The 18124-nt window shown below is 34.3% G+C and carries 12 protein-coding genes; 10 read left to right on the top strand and 2 right to left on the bottom strand.

Going from position 1 to position 18124, the window contains the following annotated elements:
* Positions 1 to 2 precede the first annotated feature (2 nt).
* From BKM63_RS00115 to BKM63_RS00075, 9 genes are all read left to right on the top strand, one after another.
* Positions 3 to 776 (top strand): DUF4843 domain-containing protein, encoded by a 774-nt coding sequence (locus tag BKM63_RS00115; protein WP_071634600.1) that lies wholly within the window; start codon positions 3 to 5, stop codon positions 774 to 776.
* Between the two features lie 32 nt (positions 777 to 808).
* The gene (locus tag BKM63_RS00110; RefSeq protein ID WP_071634598.1) at positions 809 to 2302 is read left to right on the top strand and encodes a PKD-like family lipoprotein; all 1494 of its coding nucleotides are present in this window, start codon (positions 809 to 811) and stop codon (positions 2300 to 2302) included.
* 70 nt (positions 2303 to 2372) lie between these two features.
* On the top strand, positions 2373 to 3242 hold the full coding sequence (locus BKM63_RS00105; protein ID WP_071634596.1) for a thioredoxin family protein: 870 nt from the start codon (positions 2373 to 2375) through the stop codon (positions 3240 to 3242).
* Between the two features lie 6 nt (positions 3243 to 3248).
* A complete protein-coding gene (locus BKM63_RS00100) occupies positions 3249 to 4721 on the top strand; it encodes a retropepsin-like aspartic protease (RefSeq protein ID WP_083572148.1) in 1473 nt (490 codons plus the stop codon).
* A gap of 29 nt (positions 4722 to 4750) precedes the next feature.
* Entirely contained in the window at positions 4751 to 6133 is a 1383-nt protein-coding gene (locus BKM63_RS23785) for a TlpA family protein disulfide reductase (protein WP_071634592.1), read from the top strand.
* A gap of 73 nt (positions 6134 to 6206) precedes the next feature.
* On the top strand, positions 6207 to 9026 hold the full coding sequence (locus BKM63_RS00090; RefSeq protein ID WP_071634590.1) for a M16 family metallopeptidase: 2820 nt from the start codon (positions 6207 to 6209) through the stop codon (positions 9024 to 9026).
* Positions 9027 to 9170: 144 nt separating this feature from the next.
* Positions 9171 to 11204, top strand: coding sequence for a protein-disulfide reductase DsbD family protein (locus BKM63_RS00085; RefSeq protein ID WP_071634588.1), 2034 nt, complete (start codon positions 9171 to 9173; stop codon positions 11202 to 11204).
* A gap of 320 nt (positions 11205 to 11524) precedes the next feature.
* The gene (locus BKM63_RS00080) at positions 11525 to 12106 is read left to right on the top strand and encodes a TetR/AcrR family transcriptional regulator (RefSeq protein WP_071634586.1); all 582 of its coding nucleotides are present in this window, start codon (positions 11525 to 11527) and stop codon (positions 12104 to 12106) included.
* Between the two features lie 64 nt (positions 12107 to 12170).
* Positions 12171 to 13367 (top strand): MFS transporter, encoded by a 1197-nt coding sequence (locus BKM63_RS00075; protein WP_071634584.1) that lies wholly within the window; start codon positions 12171 to 12173, stop codon positions 13365 to 13367.
* 114 nt (positions 13368 to 13481) lie between these two features.
* On the opposite strand, the gene BKM63_RS00070 is transcribed toward BKM63_RS00075, so the two are convergent.
* Positions 13482 to 14444 (bottom strand): hypothetical protein, encoded by a 963-nt coding sequence (locus tag BKM63_RS00070; protein WP_071634582.1) that lies wholly within the window; start codon positions 14442 to 14444, stop codon positions 13482 to 13484.
* 181 nt (positions 14445 to 14625) lie between these two features.
* Entirely contained in the window at positions 14626 to 16107 is a 1482-nt protein-coding gene (locus BKM63_RS00065) for a PLP-dependent aminotransferase family protein (RefSeq protein WP_071634580.1), read from the bottom strand.
* 66 nt (positions 16108 to 16173) lie between these two features.
* Here BKM63_RS00065 and BKM63_RS00060 point away from each other — a divergent pair, with 66 nt between their 5' ends.
* Positions 16174 to 18039 carry a TonB-dependent receptor plug domain-containing protein gene (locus BKM63_RS00060; RefSeq protein WP_071634578.1) on the top strand — a complete coding sequence of 622 codons (1866 nt, stop codon included), beginning with the start codon at positions 16174 to 16176 and terminating at the stop codon, positions 18037 to 18039.
* Positions 18040 to 18124 lie beyond the last annotated feature (85 nt).

Below are 18124 nucleotides of genomic sequence, written 5' to 3'. Positions count from 1 at the left end.
TCATGAAAAAAATATTGATTTTAAGCCTATTGTTTTTATCATTTTTAGGACTTGCTTCATGCGATCAGGAAGGAATCGAAACGTATAGTGGAAGTGACAGCATTTATTTTGCACCTTCTGTTTATGGAATTTCTGACGGTGCAAATACAACAGTAACAGATAGTACAGGGCTTACTTTCGCTTTAGACAAGGCTGAAATTGTTGGTAGAATTTATAATATTCCAGTTCGAATACAAGGAAAAAGCAGTGATGTGGACCGAAAAGTAAAAATTACCATAGATCCCAAAAGTACTGCCGTATCAGGAACTCATTTTAAAATTCCCGAAAATTTTGTAATTCCTGCAGGATCGGTAGTGAATGATCTGCCAGTAACTGTTTTCAGAACTGAAGACATGAAGAAAAATGGTTTTTTGCTGATTTTAAATTTAGAGGAAAACGAATCGTTTAATACGAATATGAAAAGTAGAGTAGTAAATAATCTGACGAATAAAAAAATCAGCTTTATTACTTTCAAACTTTCTTTTGATGATAAATTAACGCAGCCTATCGGATGGTACGCACCATATTTAGGTGTTTTTTCGGCAAAGAAATTCTTCTTGATGTGCGACTTGATTCATTTAGAGCCTGCAATGTTCAATCAGAAATTAGGTTCAGTAGGACTTTCTATTCCTGATATTATGTATTATCAAGCTTTTATGAAACGTTATCTGGCTGACCAAAAAGCATCTGGCAATACTGTTTATGAAGAGGATGGGAAAGAAATGGTCTTTCCTTAAAAATCATTTAGTAAATTTTAAAAAAGAACATTATGTTAAAAAATATAAAGATTCAATTTCTTTTGTCGCTGATGCTGGTTTTAGCTTATAGCTGTACTGAGGATGAAGGGAATTACAATTATAATGCAATAAATGAGATTGCAGCAACTGGTATTGAAGAAGCGTATACTGTTTATACGGGTGATAATTTTAAAATTACGCCTGATTTGAATGAAACTTTAATTGACGTCAACAGTACAGATCGTTACAGCTACGAATGGGTAGCGCTAAATCCTTCTAAACTTTTATTAGAATCAAGAACATTGCTTGCAACTACCAAAAATTTGGATGGAGTCATAAAGTTAGCACCAGGAAGTTATAAGATCTACTATTTTGTAAAAGATAAAGTTACAGGCGTTACTTGGCAGCAAGAACCTTTTAAGCTAAATGTAGTTTCAGCTATTTATGAAGGCTGGATGGTGATAGGAAATGTAAACGATAAAGCACGTCTCGATATGGTTTCAATTGTGCCTGGTGTTGCACAACCAAGAATTATTACAGATGTTTTAGATGCTTCAGGTTCTGTATTAAAACTAACTGGTAAAGCTTTAGATGTTTCTTGTTTTGGAAGCGCCGTTTATGCTACTTCGGCTTATGGGATTTATGTAACCACTACAGAAAATGGTACCGCAAGACTTGATCCAGATTCTTTTGCGTGGACTCAAGCACAAAATTTGGCTTATGAAACTTTGGGAGGTTCATTTCCTACCAACTTTGGAGTTGATTTTATGGAAACTCCCGGTCTCGGAGGCGAAAATTTTATTTATAGCAAAGGCGATATATATTATTATTACCGCGCTTATAACATAAAATACGGTTTGCCTCAAAACATATTAGAGACAGCTACAAAAACTTTTTATGCAGCACCTTTTATAGCTTCTAATAATGGCTCAAGTGCAGCGCCGGTTTTCTTTAATAATGAGACTAGCAGTTTTGTTCGTTTTAATTATTCAAAAGGAAATTGTTCGGCTATGCCACCTGTCACTGGAAGTACATCAACTTTAGATTGGAATAATACGAACTCCGATTTAATCTACATGACTACTTCTGGATTTAATGGTTATGAAAATTTTGCTGTTCTAAAAAATCGATCAACAGGAAAATACTATTTACTGCGTTTTTCTCGAGGTTTGATTCAAAGTTATTACAAAGAAATTTTGAATGCGCCAGAATTTGACAAAGCAACAAAATTTGCTGTAAGCCCAGATTCAGGGTATTTATTTTATGCAGTTGGTGGTAAAGTGTATGAATATGACAACGGAACACAATCGGCTAAATTGATGATTAATAAAGATGCTGAAGAAATAACTTATATCGCTTTTAATTCTCTAGCAAAAAATGCTGACAAAAAATTAATTGTGGGCAGTTATGGAACTTCAGGCACATTAGAGCTTTATACAGTTCCTCCGGTAAATGGCGATTTAGTATTAACTGACAAATATGAAGGCTTATGCAAAATTGTCGATGTTGCATACCGCCGAAGATAATTTTAAACTAAAAAAAAACCGGATGAAGCATGAAATTCATTCTTCATTCGGTTCTTAAAAACCACATTTTATGAAACGATTTTTTAAAATCGCAAGCGCAGTTTTGCTGCTTGCCTGTCCATCTATTGCCTTAAAAGCACAGGCTCAATCTACCGAAGAAAGCTGGGCGCAGGCCAAAAAACAAGCGCAAACGGAGAAGAAATTAATATTTGTCGATTTGTATTTTACAGGCTGTGCGCCGTGTGCACAAATGGACAAAGAAGTATTTCCAGATCCAAAAGTAGCAGCTGTTTTAAGTGCAGATTTTGTCACTTTCAAGTCTGACATTTTAAAAGAAGAAATTGGTAAAAAATTATGCATGAAATACGGCGTAACTGGTTTTCCAACATTTTTATTTATGAATGCAGATGGAAAAGTAATTGATATTGCGGGCGGATTTCAAAACGTTGAACAGTTTACAGCCTTGCTTCAAAACGCGAAAGAAGCAGCTAAAAGAGGAGTTTTCAAAAAGTACAGCCCAGAAATCCAGGAAAAAGATTATCCTGATTTTTACAAACAAGCTTATTTAGATGGAAAAAGAAATGTTCCGTTTGAGGTTATCGATACGTATTTAAAATCTAAAGATACTTCTGAAGAGGTTTCTTTTGTGATTATTACCGGATTAAGAGTGGGTAAACAATATGATGATCCATTTCTTTTAGGGAGTAAAAAATTAGCGAATGATTACGGAAAATGGAGTGTTAACAGTCATGTATTTACAATTTTACAGCGCAAGAAAAAAGAATTTGAAAAAAAGAAAGATTTGAAAGGTTTTACAGAATTAGTAAATGATGCTAAAGAACTTTATACGCCAGAAGAGTTTACCAAATATTCAGGTATTTTATTGAAAGATTTCGGAGTTGAAAAAGTGGTGGTTAAACCGAATACTCCACAAAAATAAATCGAAATGAAAAAGATATTCCTGTTTTCAATATTGATTTTTGGCTGTAACATTTATGCTCAAAACAGCATTCAGAAATCTATTGAAACTTTCGAAAAAGCCTTTCAAAATAAAGATTACAGCAGTATGAAAAATCTTCTGGCACCACAGTTTACTGTTGGTGTTGGAGATTCGTCTTCAAACGAATATTATTTGAATGGTATTTTTAATGCTTTTCCCGCTTTAGATTCTATTCAGATTGGAAAAACTGCAGAGATGAAAAATGAAACCTATGTTTTGGTAGATTTCTATTTTAAAGGAAAAGAAAAGAAACCGTCTCAAATCGTTTTCAATTCAGAAAACAAAATGTTGTATGTGACTTTTTTCGATGGCTTGTACAAAGTCGACCGAAATGCAACAGTAAAAGAAGTAGCAAGTATTCCGTTTCAAATTATCGAAAACGGAATCGCCATTAAAATCAAACTAAACAAAGCCGACCGCGAGTTTTTAATGCTTTTTGACACCGGCGCAGACGGAATGGCTTTAAACCCGGACAGCGCTTACAAAGCTGGAGTTGTGGTTACGAAAACCAAATCGGCTTCTGTAGTTGGTGGCAGTCAGCAGGTTCAGTATTCTGCAGATAATACCATTTATTTGGGAGATCAGGTTTTAAAAAATCAAGGCTTGGTAATTTTTCCAAAGCATGGTGTTTATGACGGATTATTTGGTGCCAATCTGCTTCGAAATTACATCACTTCTGTCAATTTTGATACCATGACCATTGATTTGTACAACTTCGGAAATTTTAATTATTGGGGAAAAGCAAAGCCGTTGGTTTTTGATTATAAATCAGGACTTCCGGTAGTAAAAATGAATCTGACTTTTGAAGATAAAAAAACAGTCGAAGGCAGTTTCACTTTTGATACCGGAGCAGGTTATGATCTTATCGCCTACGGACCTTTTAATCATAAAAACAATCTCGAAGCCAGTTTAAAAACCGAGTACACATCAGTCAATTACAGTTTAGGAAAACAAACTAAAATTGTCGGCGGTGCCATCCCGAATGTCAGCATTAACGGGAATAATTTTCCAAATGTAACCGTGGCACTTCAGGAATATCAGGAGGAGAATAAAAATTGGGCTTCTGCCGATGGATCTTTGGGAATAGATTTGATAAAGCGTTTCAATTTTACAATCGATTTATTACACAAAACCGTGTATTTAGAACCCAATAAAAATTTCAAAAAAATACCTTCCTTTTATTTAGGCAGACTCAATTTAGAATTTGATGAAAACCAGAATCTTTTGGTAAAAAAAGTTTTAGAGCAGCAAAATGATGATTTAAAGAAAGTAAAAGTCGGGGCAAAAATTACTCAGATTAACGATTTTGAAGCTAAAGATTTAGTAAAACCAGAAAATCTAAAAAAGCTGAAAGAAACTAAAGAAAGCAAAGATATTATTATAGAACAAGACGATCAGTCAATGCGAATTTCAATTTAATCTATCAAACAAAAAACAAATATACTATTATGAAAAAACACATTTTTTATTTCATTTTAACCTTCCTTACGGTTCAAATGAGTTTTGCTGTTAATCTATCTGAATATGCAGTAATTAAAGGAACAGTTGCAATACCAGATCATAAAGTGAAAGAAGTAACACTTTATAATGTGGAAGAAGGAAAACCAGCGGTCGCTGCAACCGCGAAACTCAATGCTGTGGGAGAATTTGGCTTTATGACACCAATTACTGCTCCCGGATTTTATTATGTTGATTACGGACAATTTAAAAGCAGAAATCAATTAATTCGTTTGTATTTAGAACCTAAACTGGAAATTAATCTTGTAATCAATAAAGAGAATTACATTTTAAGCGGCAAAAATATCGGGCAAAATGCTTTGGTGCAGAAAGCCAATGAAATTTATAACGAATTTGCACCTTTCGCCAGATTAGGAGGAGATGCAACGTATGTAGAATTTTATCCTTGGCTCGATAAAGGTGTGGCAAAAGCCGATGAATTTTCGAAAACAATTAAAACGAAAGATGCTGTTTTCAATAAATTATTAAAATTAGCCGTTGCAACAGATGTTGAAGAATTGACGTATACTTTTTTCAGAATGCCCAGAACGGCATTTCCTGATAAAGACGATCGCCCGGCGGTGATCAAAACCTGGCAGACCGATAAAAAATTTACAGATCCAGATTTATTAAAATTACAAAACGGCGTTTCGTTAATGTCTAATTATTTCTTTTATATAAGTATGAATTCTGGCGCAGCGCCAAAACGTTTAGACTTGACAGAAGCCATTACACATATTACAGATCCGGCCTTAAAAGATGTTTACCTGCGCGATGCCATTGCATCATCACGTATGAAAATCGAAGAATATGAAAAAATAGCTCCTCTTGTAAAACCTTATTTAATTTCTGATGCGAGTAAAGTATTTTTATTGGATTATGAAAAAGTTCTTCATAAAAATGTGGGACAAAAAGGATTGGAATTCACATACAAAGATATAAACGATAAACCAGTTTCGTTCTCAGATTTTAAAGGTAAATTTGTCTACATCGATTTATGGGCAACCTGGTGCGGACCTTGTAAAGCCGAAATTCCTCACATGAAAAAAATCGAAGAAGATTACCACGGAAAAAATATTGTATTCGTAAGCCTTTCTTTGGATAAACCAAAAGACGCACAAAAATGGAAAGACTTCGTTAAAAAAGAACAATTAAAGGGCATTCAGTTAATGGCCGATAAAGATTTTGGATCTGATGTTGCAAAGAATTACGAGGTAAATGCGATTCCGAGATTTTTATTATTTGATCCGCAGGGAAAAATTATTAATGCCGATGCACTGCGTCCGTCAAATCCGGAATTGAGAGCTCAATTGGATAAATTATTAAAAGTTTAAGCTGTAAATATTAAACACCAAGTTTGTCATTGTGTTTAAATAGCTGTCAGCAGTAAATAAAAAAAGAAAATATATGTTTTATAAACAAAAATCGTTACTGGCTTTTCTGCTTGTAATTGGGATTAATGTTTTTTCGTATGCCCAGAATTTCAAGTCAAATGACCCAATTGCAGTCAATCAAAAGATCAAAAAAGGCGTTCTGCCAAATGGAATGACGTATTATATTTATCCAACAACGGTAAATAAAAATACGGCCAGTTATTACATTATTCAAAACGTAGGTTCAATTTTAGAAAATGACCAGCAGAAAGGTTTGGCGCATTTTTTGGAACACATGGCCTTTAACGGAACCAAACATTTTGAAGGAAAAGGAATTTTAAATACCCTTCAAAAACAAGGAGCCGTTTTCGGAAAAAATATAAACGCGTACACCAGTACAGACGAGACCGTTTATAATCTCGACAATATTCCTTCAAAAGACAACGATGTGGTAGATACCTGCTTATTGGTTTTGCACGATTGGTCTGGTTTTTTGTCTTTAACCAATGAAGAAATCGATGCAGAGCGAGGTGTAATTACCGAAGAATGGCGTACAAGACAAAACGCAAGAGCCAGAATCTACAATCAGTTATCGCCTTATTATTACAATAACTCTTTGTATGCAGAACGCACGCCGATAGGCGACATGGAAATCGTTAAAAACTTTAAATATCAGGTTTTAAAAGATTTTTATAAAGACTGGTACCGTCCGGATCTGCAGGCCATCGCAATTGTTGGAGATATAAATTCAGACGAAATTGAAGCAAAAATCCAAAAACTTTTTGCTGATATTCCGGCGCCTCAAAATCCTAAAAAACGTTTTGAAATTGCAATTCCGGAAAGAGAAGAAGCGACTTTTAAACTGGCTTTGGATAAAGAAATTTCGACTTCGAGCATTAATTATATGATTCGCCATATTTCTGAAAAACCAACTGGAACTTATGCCGAATTAGAAAAGTCAACACAACGCAGCATTGCTTTCGGAATCATAAACAATCGTTTGTCCGAAATGGCTCAAAAACAAGAATGTCCATTTAAAGGAGCGCAGGTTGGGTATCAAAAATATTCCCGTCTTAACGACATATTTATTGTAAGTGCAGCACCAAAACCAGGAAAACAGGCCGAAGCTTTTACTTTGGTAATGAACGAATTGGTTAGAGCCTGTAAGTTTGGTTTCTCGGCAGGAGAAATAGAAAGAGCCGTTACCGAGACGATATCTAATTACGAAAACTATTTAGATAAGCTGAATGAGATTTCGCATAAACAGGTAATTGGAATGGTAAAAGACGATTACCTGAATCATGAAATAATTGCAGATCCTGTTGCAGAATTTGAAATGACAAAAGACATTTTGAAAAAGATTGATTCTAAAACTCTTCAGGAGCAAATAAGCAAATTATATACAAAACAAAACAGAGTTATAGCCGTAACAGGAGTAGAAGGAGAAGAAAACCTGACTCAGGAAACAGCATTTGATATCATTCAGAAAGCAGAAAACGATGCCTCATTACAGCCTTACGTAGATACATTTGTGGCTAAATCCCTTATGGATGGTACTGATGTAAAACCGGGTAAAATTGTGTCTGAAAAAGTAACAAAAGAAATCAATGCAACGACTTATAAGTTAAGCAACGGGGTTGTAGTACATTATAAATTTGCTGATAAGAATAAAAAATCAGTTAGTTTACAAGCAGAGAGTTATGGCGGTATTTCATTATACGAACCAAAAGATGTTCCTTCTGCCGCTCGCTGTACCGATTTAGCTTTAATGTCTGGTGTTGGATCATTTTCAGATACTGATTTAGAAAAAATGCTAAAAGGAAAAATCGCCAATTGCGGTGTATCGGTTACCGGTATGTCTGAAGTTGTTTCTGCATCAGCAAATGTAAAAGATATAGAAACGATGATGCAGTTGGTTCACCTTCGTTTTCAAAAACCAAGATTCGATCAGGATCAGTTTTCTTTATTAAAGCAAAAACTGCAGAACTATCTAAAAAATAAAGAAAAAGACATTAACTCTAAAATGGAAGATAGTTTAACCGCTGCGGTCTACGGAAAAGATAATCCGAGACTTCGCCCTATTAACCAGCAGTTTATAGACGATTTGTCTTTTGATAAAATGAAAAAGATTTACGAAGATCGATTTGCCGATGTTTCTGATTTTGAATTTAATATCGTAGGCGATGTAACTCCGGAAGTTCTAAAACCGCTGTTAGAAAAATATATCGCAAGCATCGACGGAATTAAACGCAAAGAAAAGTATAAAGACAACCAGCCTAAATGGATTTCGAACAAAATTGATAAAGATATCTTTATCAAAATGGAAACACCAAAAAGCAGCGTAAAAGTTAATTTCAGTAAAGATTTTCCTTACACTCAAAAAAATAAAATTCTGGCTTCTTTTTTAGGCGATATTTTAACTTTAAGATATACAGAGAGTCTGCGTGAAAAAGAAGGAGGGACTTATGGCGCACAGGTGCAATGCAATGCGATTCAATTTCCTGCTCCAAAAGTACAGCTAAGAATTTTATTTGACTGCGATGCCAATAGAGTAGAACATTTACTGCCTATTGTTTACGAAGAAATCGAAAACATTAGAAAAGGAAAAGTTGCCCAGGAAGATTTAGACAAAACGAGAACAAACTACATAAAGTCAAGAGCCGACAGCAAAAATTTTAATAGTTACAGCATGAATTTAATCTACAACTATTTTAGAGAAAACTACAACATGGACGATCCTAAGAATTATGAAAATATCATAAACGCTGTAACAGTAAAAGATATTCAGGATTTTGCCAACAGCTTTTTAAATCAGGCAGATACTTATGAAGTAGTTTTTAAACCTTTATTATAAAGTTCATCCATTTTTTTAATTATAGAGTTTAATTGTTTTCGCTGTCGATTATTTTGAATTAGTAAGCATTGTAATTTTTATAGCGGAATTACAGAGGGTTGTTTTTGTCATATTCAACCCTCTTTTTTTTAAAATTTCACCCCCATGAACAAGAACGTATTTTTTGTCAGCGTTTTGCTATTGTGTTCGATAATGGCAAAGGCTCAGATCTATAATCCAATAAAATGGAAAACCAGCGTAGAAAAGATTTCAGAAACAGAATATGAATTGCAGATAAAAGCCAATATCGAAAACGGCTGGCATTTATACAGCCAGAATGTTGCCGATGGAGGCCCGAGTCCAACGCATTTTTCATTCTCTAAAAGTTCCGATTTTCAATTGCTTGGAGAAGTAAAAGAAGAAAAAGGAAAAACGATAGACGATCCTGTTTTTAAAATGTCGATTAAGTTTTTTGAAAAAGAAACCGCATTTAAGCAGCGTATAAAAGCCATTTCCCAAAAGCCTTTTTCTATAAAAGCTGAGGTTGAGTTTATGGTTTGCAACGACGAAAACTGTCTGCCTCCAACTTATGACGAACTCAATTTTACCGTAAATCCAACAGAGAAAAAAATCGCTGAAGAAAAACAAACCGAAGTTCCTGCAGCACTTATCAAGATTGATTCATCAAACGGAAAAGAGATCGAAGAAGCCGGAATTTTACCAATCGAAAAATTGCCGCACCTAAAAAAAGCGTCAAAAAAGAAATTTCCCAAACAAAACTTAGATAGTTTATGGACCATTTTTATTCTCTCTTTTTTCTCTGGTTTTGCAGCGCTGCTAACGCCTTGTGTTTTCCCGATGATTCCCATGACGGTTAGTTTTTTTACCAAACAAAGCAAAACCAAATCACAGGGAATTAAAAAAGCCGTTTTTTACGGAATTTTTATCATCACCATTTATATTTTTTTAGGAGCCGTTGTAACTTGGGCTTTTGGCGCTGATTCTCTAAATGGACTTTCAACCAATGTTTGGTTCAACTTAATTTTCTTTATCCTGCTGATGGTTTTTGCCTGTTCGTTTTTAGGTGCATTCGAAATTATACTGCCAAACACCTTAGCCAATAAAGTCGATTCTCAGGCCGACAAAGGGGGACTTGTCGGGATTTTCTTTATGGCTTTGGCCTTGGCAATTGTTTCTTTTTCGTGTACAGGTCCAATAGTAGGAACATTATTGGTCGAAGCAGCTTCAAGAGGCGGACTCGCTCCTTTTATTGGAATGTTTGGATTTTCATTGGCTTTGGCCCTGCCGTTTACTTTGTTTGCCGCTTTTCCGGGCTGGTTAAATTCGCTTCCAAAATCGGGAGGCTGGTTAAATTCTGTAAAAGTATTTCTGGGATTTTTGGAAATGGCATTGGCTTTCAAATTTTTATCAAACGCCGATTTAGTTTTACAATTGCACTGGCTCGAGAGAGAAACTTTTTTAGCCATCTGGATTGCCATTTTTGCCGTGTTAGCGTTTTACTTATTTGGAAAAATTCAATTGCCTCATGACAGCCAGCCTCTACATATAAGTGTAGGACGATTAGGCTTAGGAATTTTGGTTTTATCGTTTACTATTTATTTAATTCCCGGACTTTTTGGGGCACCTTTAAAAATGATAAGCGGTTTTCCACCGCCTTTAAATTACAGTGAAATACCGAACGGTTTAGGAAATAATTCAGGTTCGGATCAAACGAGCGAAATTCTTCCGGAAGGGGCAGAATTTGGTCCTCATAAAATAATAGCTTTTACTGATTACGAAAAAGGAATGGCTTTTGCCAAAAAAGCAGGAAAACCCGTAATGCTTGATTTTACTGGTCATGCTTGTGTCAACTGCCGTAAAATGGAAGACAATGTCTGGTCTGATAAAAAAGTACAGCAAATGCTGAAAAATGATGTGGTTTTAATTTCCTTATATGTAGATGATAAAAGAGAATTGCCTCAAAATGAACAGACTATTTCTCAATTAACAGGAAAGAAAATTAAATATATCGGTCAGAAATGGAGCGAATTTCAAACCATTGTTTATAAAACAAACGCACAGCCGTTTTATGTTTTAATTAATAAAACCGGAGAATCCTTGAACGAACCCTCTGCTTATAATCCGGATATTGAATCTTATTTCAATTGGCTGAAAGAAGGAATCTCAAATTTTAAATAACACATTTGGTGTAATTACTTTGCTTGAGGGATAAAAAATCATTTAACACATAGAGACATAGATTTTAGATGTAGTAAAGAATATAAAAAGAAACATGTTTCTAACACATAGCTCTATGTTTGTTTTAAACAAGTGAAACGCCTTTTTGATAGTAGTTAATCTATGTTTCTATGTGTTAAACTATTACACAACGTATTTAAAATTATTAAATTTTAATTCGTTCTGATGTGTTCATTTTTAATGTATTATGAAAATAAATCTAATAAAACTTGCAAATATAGACCGATCGGTCTATATTTGCACTTTCAAATGAAGTGATTATGAGCAAAGCAGAAAGAACCAAGCAATTTATTATAGAGAAATCGGCTCCCATTATCAATCGTAAAGGAATGGCCGGAACCTCTCTTACTGATATTATGGAAGCGACCAAACTGGCAAAAGGCGGTATTTATGGTAACTTCGAAAACAAAGAAGAAATTTGTACTGAGTCGTTTTTGTATTTAAGATCGCAGCTGGCAGATAAATTGAACAATGCTTTGGCTCAGGGAAAATCAGCAAAAGAGAAACTTTATAACTTATTGAATGTTTACGAAAATAAAGATAATATGGTAGGTGGCTGCCCGATTTTAAATTTTGGAGTAGAAGCAGACGATACCAATCCGGTCATAAAAGAACAGGTAAAAAAGGCCATTCAATCTGCTCAGAAACGTTTTTTTGATTTGGCAGAAGAAGGAATTGCCAATAAAGAATTGACATCTGAAATTAATCCGGAACATTTCAGCATTAAAACATTTGCCATGATTGAAGGCGCTATTTTATATCGAAAAGTTTTTGATAATGACGAGCAGATAAAAATTGTTTTAGAAAGCATTAAAAAAGAATTTGAAAGATATGTTGTATAACATATTTTTTTTAAAATATTTTAGACCGAACGGTCTATTTTGTAATAATTAATTTTTAAAAAGAATGAGAAATTTAAAAGAGGATCATAAAGGATTCAGTACCATATTGGCTTTGGCCTTAATTCCGTTATCCGGTTTTGCGACTGATGTTTACCTGCCGTCGCTTCCGGCAATGGCAAAAGATTTAAATGTTTCGGCTTCGGCTGTGCAGCTTACATTAGTGTTTTTTATGTTTAGTCTGGGTATAAGCCAGATTTTTATTGGGAGCATATTAGACAGCTTTGGACGATTTAAAATCAATATTGCATCACTTGCAGTATTTTCATTATCCAGTTTCGTTATCGCACTTGTTCCGGATATTTACGTAATATATGCCATGCGTATTGTTCAGGGAATTGCAATTGCTTTTATTGTAATTGCAAAACGAGCATATTTTGTAGATTTATTTAAAGGTGACAAATTAAAAAGTTATATCAGTTTGTTTTCTATCATTTGGGCGAGCGCACCTATTATAGCTCCGTTTTTAGGAGGCTATTTAGAGCATAGCTTTGGATGGAAATCCAACTTTTATTTCCTCGGGCTGTTATCATTTCTAATTCTGCTTTTAGAACTTCGCTATAGCGGAGAAACGATTAAAGAAACCCATCCGTTTAAATTAAAATCTATTTCAGAAACCTATTCTAATATGCTTAAATCTGCCGATTTTACGTTAGGATTCGTCATTCTCGGAATCACTTTTGCAATAGTTATAATGTTCAATTTATCAAGTCCTTTTATAATAGAACGGATCTTTGGTTATTCGGCCATAACAACAGGATATAGTGCTTTATTATCTGGATTATCAGTTATGATTGGCGGTATTACTGCAAAATCTCTGATCAAAAAACCTTTGGCAAAAAAAGTCGGAACAGCCATAATCATTCAGCTGATTTTGGTTTTGCTGATGATTTTTACTTCTTCTTTTGAAAGTAATATTTACACTTTAGTTGCCTTTACAATGGGGTTAAATATCTGCGGTGGTTTTATATATAATATTATCCTGGGTTTTTGTTTAAGCCGATTTTCAAAAAATGCCGGAGTTTCCAGCGGATTAACAGGCGGAGGAGCTTATATGGTTAGTGCTCTTTTTAGTTATCTTTTTGTGAATTTATACGCCGTTAAAAGTCAGTTTTTGTTAGGATTAGCCAATGTTTCTTTACTCTTAATTGTTGGAATTGTTTTTATCGTTTTCAATAAATATCGCTTAAAACATAACGCCTAATTTATATAAAAAAATCTCCAGTCTAAACTGGAGATTTTACTTATTTGCATCTTGTATTTCAAGTTTCAGGTTTCCTGTTTCCCCATTTACAATCTACCTTCACTATATTACAATTTACAATATATAAGTTGAAGTTCCTTTGTTTGGCCATAAGGTGTTAGCATTTGGCAGGAAAGCGGCATCAACGTGTATTTTAGGAGATTTTATGTTCGACTGGAAACTTTGGTTTGTAATCGCAGCATTATTTCCATTTTTTATGCTGATATCCGTTAGTAACGAGCAATTAGTAATCCATAACATTGTAAGTTTTGAATTTGCATCGTAGTTTAATGAAGTCCATTTATTAGCAGAAACATTTGTTTGTTTCAATTCTGTTAATGGAGCCAAAGTCAATGTTGTCAAAAGATTAGTCTGGCAGAATAAATCGGTAATTTTATTATTTCCATTTAAGTTTAAAGTTGCTAATTGGTTTCCATAACACCAAACACCCCAAAGTGTAGTGGTAGAAGCAGGAAGGGTCAAATTTGTCATTCCATTATTTTGGCACCATACCTGATACAATTTTGTATTTGCACTTAAATTTAAAGTAGCCAATTGATTATTTTGGCATTCAATCCAGGTTAAGTTAGTCAAGGCAGATACATTTAAAGTTGTCAATTGATTGTTGCTCACAATTAATTGTACCAAAGAAGTAAAAGCCTGAATTCCTGTAAGATCAGTTATACCGGCATTGTCTAAAAATAAACCACCGCGTGATTTATCAATATCAATATTGCTGTCACTAGGATTTGCATCTTCCTGACCAGCTCCAATACTAATTAATCTCGCTCTAAAATTGGCATTTGGAACATAAGTGTTAACCCAAACTGCTGCTGTTTTTTTAGTTCCGTTGTCGGCTAATTCTTTTTGATTTTCGATGAAACTCGCATACTTAGCTTTTGCATAATCTGATGGAGTAGGATCAGGATTAAAAGTACTTTCTTTCTCTTTTGAAAATTCATTAGAAGTCGATTCACTGTTGTCATTTGAGCACGCAGCAAGGTTTAGCGCAAGGGCTAACATTAAAATTTTTTTCATAGTTTATGGTTTAATATTAATAAGTATTTTCCCAAAAGTATGTATTAAATTTTAATAAAAAACTAAAATTATGCAGATTTTCTTATATTAATATTAAATGTACTAATATATTACTTGTTATTATATAATAGTCTGATTCGTTATCTTTTATAGCTGTAAAAAGCGAATTTAAGCAGTGTATTTAAATCCCATCAATGGATTGACATAAAATAGCTACAGCTTTTTCCATTTCTTCTTTTTCTAAATGTCCAAATCCTAGTCGTGTAGCGGTCAGATCTTTGGTTTGGTATAAAATAGTTTTGGGTAGAAACAATCCGTTAGCGGCACATTCTTTTTGAAGCGTTATTAAATTAAACTTGTCGAGCCATTCAATCCAAACGGCTAAACCTCTCAGTGGTACTTTAAATTTAATTTTAGCGCTTAATTTTTCATTTAATAAGGAAACAAAATAATCCCGGCGTTCTTTATATATTTTTTTATTTTTTTTTGAAAGCCGATGCACTTCGCCTTCATTAATCCATTCGGTTAAAACCTGCTCTTTAATCACATCAATTCCGGGTTCTAAAATATTCTGGTGTTTTTCTAACTCCGTTATAAATTCAGGCGAAGCAGCTACAAAACCATAACTAAATCCCGAAGGAAGTGATTTTCCAAATGATCCTATATAAACCACCTTTTGGTGAGAATCGAAAGCGGCTAATGGCAAAATGGGATTATTGTCGTAATGAAAATCGAAATCATAATCATCTTCTAAAATAACAAATCCGTATTGATTTGCCAATTCAAGAATCTCCATTCGCCTTTTGGCACTAAGTGTAATTGTAGTGGGATAATGATAATTAGAAGTAAGGTACAACGCCCTTATTTCCGATTCTTTGCAAATTTCTTTTAAACGATTTGTGTCAATTCCGTCCTTATCTACCGGTATTGTAATAATCTGCGCTCCGGTATTGGTCAAAGTCATATTAGAAATAAAATAACCCGGAGAAGCCACCACGACTTTATCGCCTGGAGAAATAAGAGCTTTGGTAACTACATACAAACTAATTTCATGACTGCTGGTAGTGAGCAGGCTGGAAGTGGAAATTCTAAGGCCTCGCGTAAGATTTAAATAGTTGGAAAAATGGGTTTTAAAATTCAAATGCGATTGTATCTGAATTTGCTCGTAAGTTTTAGAAGTTTTCTGTCTTTTTAGTTTAGAAACATACAATCGGGCTAAAATTTCATTTTGAACCAATCTCAAATCAGGCAGACCGTCATTAAATTGATAGGGAAGAGTACTGGTTTCTGTTGGATTTTCGAGTATGGCAGAACGTTTGAAAGTAAAACCGGTATTAATTTCTGAGGCATTTTGGTTTGGAGTTACGATAAACTCTTCTTTGCTCTTTTGTTTATGCTGAGACAATATAAAAGTGCCTTTGTTTGGAAGCGTTTCAATCCATCCCTGCGATTCCAGATCCTGAAAAGCTTTGATTAGGGTGTTTCTGTTTACAGAAAGTAATTTGCATAATATACGTGTGCCCGGAAGTTTTGTTCCTTCGGGAAGAAATCCGGTTTGTATCGCTTTTATAAATTCAAAAACGATTTGCAGATAAATAGCTGTGCTTTGTTCTGGCTTAAGCTGAATAAAGCTTTTAAAAGGAATTTCAACCGGACTACTCATAATTACAAAACTGGTATACTTGATTAGTACGGCAAGATACTACTTTTGCAAAAATTTTAAACCAAAATGAAAAAAATCTATTTTGCCGTCTTTACTTTGATGTGCACAAATTTTTATGCCCAAACCAAAAGGGATTCTATCATAGAAATTGACGAAGTGATTATTAACGAAAACCGTTTAAGTACTCCAATTTCTAAACAAAACAGAAACGTATACGTAATCAATAGCGAAGCAATAAAAAAGTTACCGGGAAGAACTCTACAGGAAGTATTACAATATGCAAATGGAGTAGACATTAGACAAAGAGGCCCTTTTGGCGGTCAGGCGGATGTAAGTGTTGACGGAGGAAGCTTCGAGCAGACGGTGGTTTTGCTGAACGGAGCGAAAATTATTGATTCGCAGACGGCTCATAATATGCTTAATCTGCCACTTCCGGTAGAAGTTATTGAAAGAATTGAAGTTTTGCGTGGTCCGGCTGCAAGAATTTTTGGAATCAACAGTTTAACAGGAGCAATTAATATTATCACTAAAAAACCAACCGATTCCGGATTTTTGGTAAGCACTTATGCAGGTTCTAATTTTGAAAAAGATACTCAGGATACCGGCGATACTTTTTACGGAGGCGGGATTCAGGTTGGAGCTGTTTTAGGAAAAGAAAAACAACAGCATTCTATTTTTGCATCGCATGATAAAAGCAACGGATACCGTTACAATACCGGATTCGAAAATAATAAATTATTATATCAGGGAAATGTTCAAATAAATGATTCTAATGAAATTTTAGGTTCTTTTGGATATGTAAAAAACGGATTTGGAGCAAACGGATTTTACGCAGCTCCGGGCGATCGAAATTCTACTGAAATAGTTCAGACTACATTTGCCAATATTCAGTCAAAACATGCTATTACAGAAAGATGGAAAATAATGCCGAGAATAACTTACCGCTATAATTATGACGACTATAGATATTTAGGGAATAACAACTTAAATGTGGGAAGAAGCCAGCATTATACCAATTCGATTGCGGCAGAATTGAACTCATCTATTAAAACAGAAAACGGCGAAATTGGTTTTGGTGCCGAATTTAGAAATGAAGATATTCATTCGTCTAATATTGGAGATCACGATCGCGAGAATGTTGGAATTTACGCAGAATACAGAACGTATTTGTTTGAAAAATTAAATGTGAATGTGGGTACGTATTTAAACTACAATTCAGATTATAAATGGCAGATTTATCCTGGTATCGATGCAAGTTACGAACTGACAGAAGAATTTAAGATTATTGGAAATATTGGTACAAGCCAAAGAATTCCTTCTTTTACAGATTTATATCTGAATCAGCGTCCGGGGAATATTGGAAATCCTGATCTGGATTCTGAAAATGCTTTTCAAAGTGAGTTTGGATTTAAATTCAACAGAAAATCTTTAAATCTTAATGTGAACTATTTTTACAGAGAAATCAGCAATTATATCGACTGGACTCGTATGACAACTACAGTGCCGTGGCAGAGTCAAAATTACGGCGATTTGATCACAAACGGAATCAATATGAGAGGTACATACAGAATTGATTTATCATCAGATTCTAAATTGAATTTTATGCTGGGTTATTCTTATTTAGATTCTAAATTTAAGGACACGCGTTCTGAACCGTTTTCTAAGTATTTGATTTCGTCTTTAAAACATCAAATTACCAATACAATTGATTTTCAACATAAAGATTTCTCCGTTTTATTTGCTACTCGATTTAACGAAAGAGTTACCGGCGCGTCTTATTGGATCAATGACTTTAGAGTAAGCCAGTCAGTTAAGAAATTTACATTTTTTGTAGATGCGCAAAACATCTTCAATACAACTTATTTTGAGGTTGGAGCATTTCCTCTGCCGTCAAGATGGTTTAGTGCGGGAGTAAAATTTGTGAGTTTTTAAATTATAAAGGTTGTTATATAAAAGGGAAGACATTTTTTTTAATGTCTTCCCTTTTTGTTTTTTCGTCATGAATTAAAATGTTACT

Origin of the sequence: Flavobacterium johnsoniae, assembly GCF_001879205.1 — a bacterium.
Classification (GTDB): domain Bacteria; phylum Bacteroidota; class Bacteroidia; order Flavobacteriales; family Flavobacteriaceae; genus Flavobacterium; species Flavobacterium johnsoniae_A.
The sequence above is the reverse complement of the archived record's forward strand: the minus strand, read 5'-3'. Positions and strand labels throughout refer to the sequence as shown.

Coding starts and splice junctions, on each gene's coding strand:
- BKM63_RS00115 (WP_071634600.1), top strand. CDS start 3: ATGAAAAAAATATTGATTTTAAGCCTATTGTTTTTATCATTTTTAGGA.
- BKM63_RS00110 (WP_071634598.1), top strand. CDS start 809: ATGTTAAAAAATATAAAGATTCAATTTCTTTTGTCGCTGATGCTGGTT.
- BKM63_RS00105 (WP_071634596.1), top strand. CDS start 2,373: ATGAAACGATTTTTTAAAATCGCAAGCGCAGTTTTGCTGCTTGCCTGT.
- BKM63_RS00100 (WP_083572148.1), top strand. CDS start 3,249: ATGAAAAAGATATTCCTGTTTTCAATATTGATTTTTGGCTGTAACATT.
- BKM63_RS23785 (WP_071634592.1), top strand. CDS start 4,751: ATGAAAAAACACATTTTTTATTTCATTTTAACCTTCCTTACGGTTCAA.
- BKM63_RS00090 (WP_071634590.1), top strand. CDS start 6,207: ATGTTTTATAAACAAAAATCGTTACTGGCTTTTCTGCTTGTAATTGGG.
- BKM63_RS00085 (WP_071634588.1), top strand. CDS start 9,171: ATGAACAAGAACGTATTTTTTGTCAGCGTTTTGCTATTGTGTTCGATA.
- BKM63_RS00080 (WP_071634586.1), top strand. CDS start 11,525: ATGAGCAAAGCAGAAAGAACCAAGCAATTTATTATAGAGAAATCGGCT.
- BKM63_RS00075 (WP_071634584.1), top strand. CDS start 12,171: ATGAGAAATTTAAAAGAGGATCATAAAGGATTCAGTACCATATTGGCT.
- BKM63_RS00070 (WP_071634582.1), bottom strand. CDS start 14,444: ATGAAAAAAATTTTAATGTTAGCCCTTGCGCTAAACCTTGCTGCGTGC.
- BKM63_RS00065 (WP_071634580.1), bottom strand. CDS start 16,107: ATGAGTAGTCCGGTTGAAATTCCTTTTAAAAGCTTTATTCAGCTTAAG.
- BKM63_RS00060 (WP_071634578.1), top strand. CDS start 16,174: ATGAAAAAAATCTATTTTGCCGTCTTTACTTTGATGTGCACAAATTTT.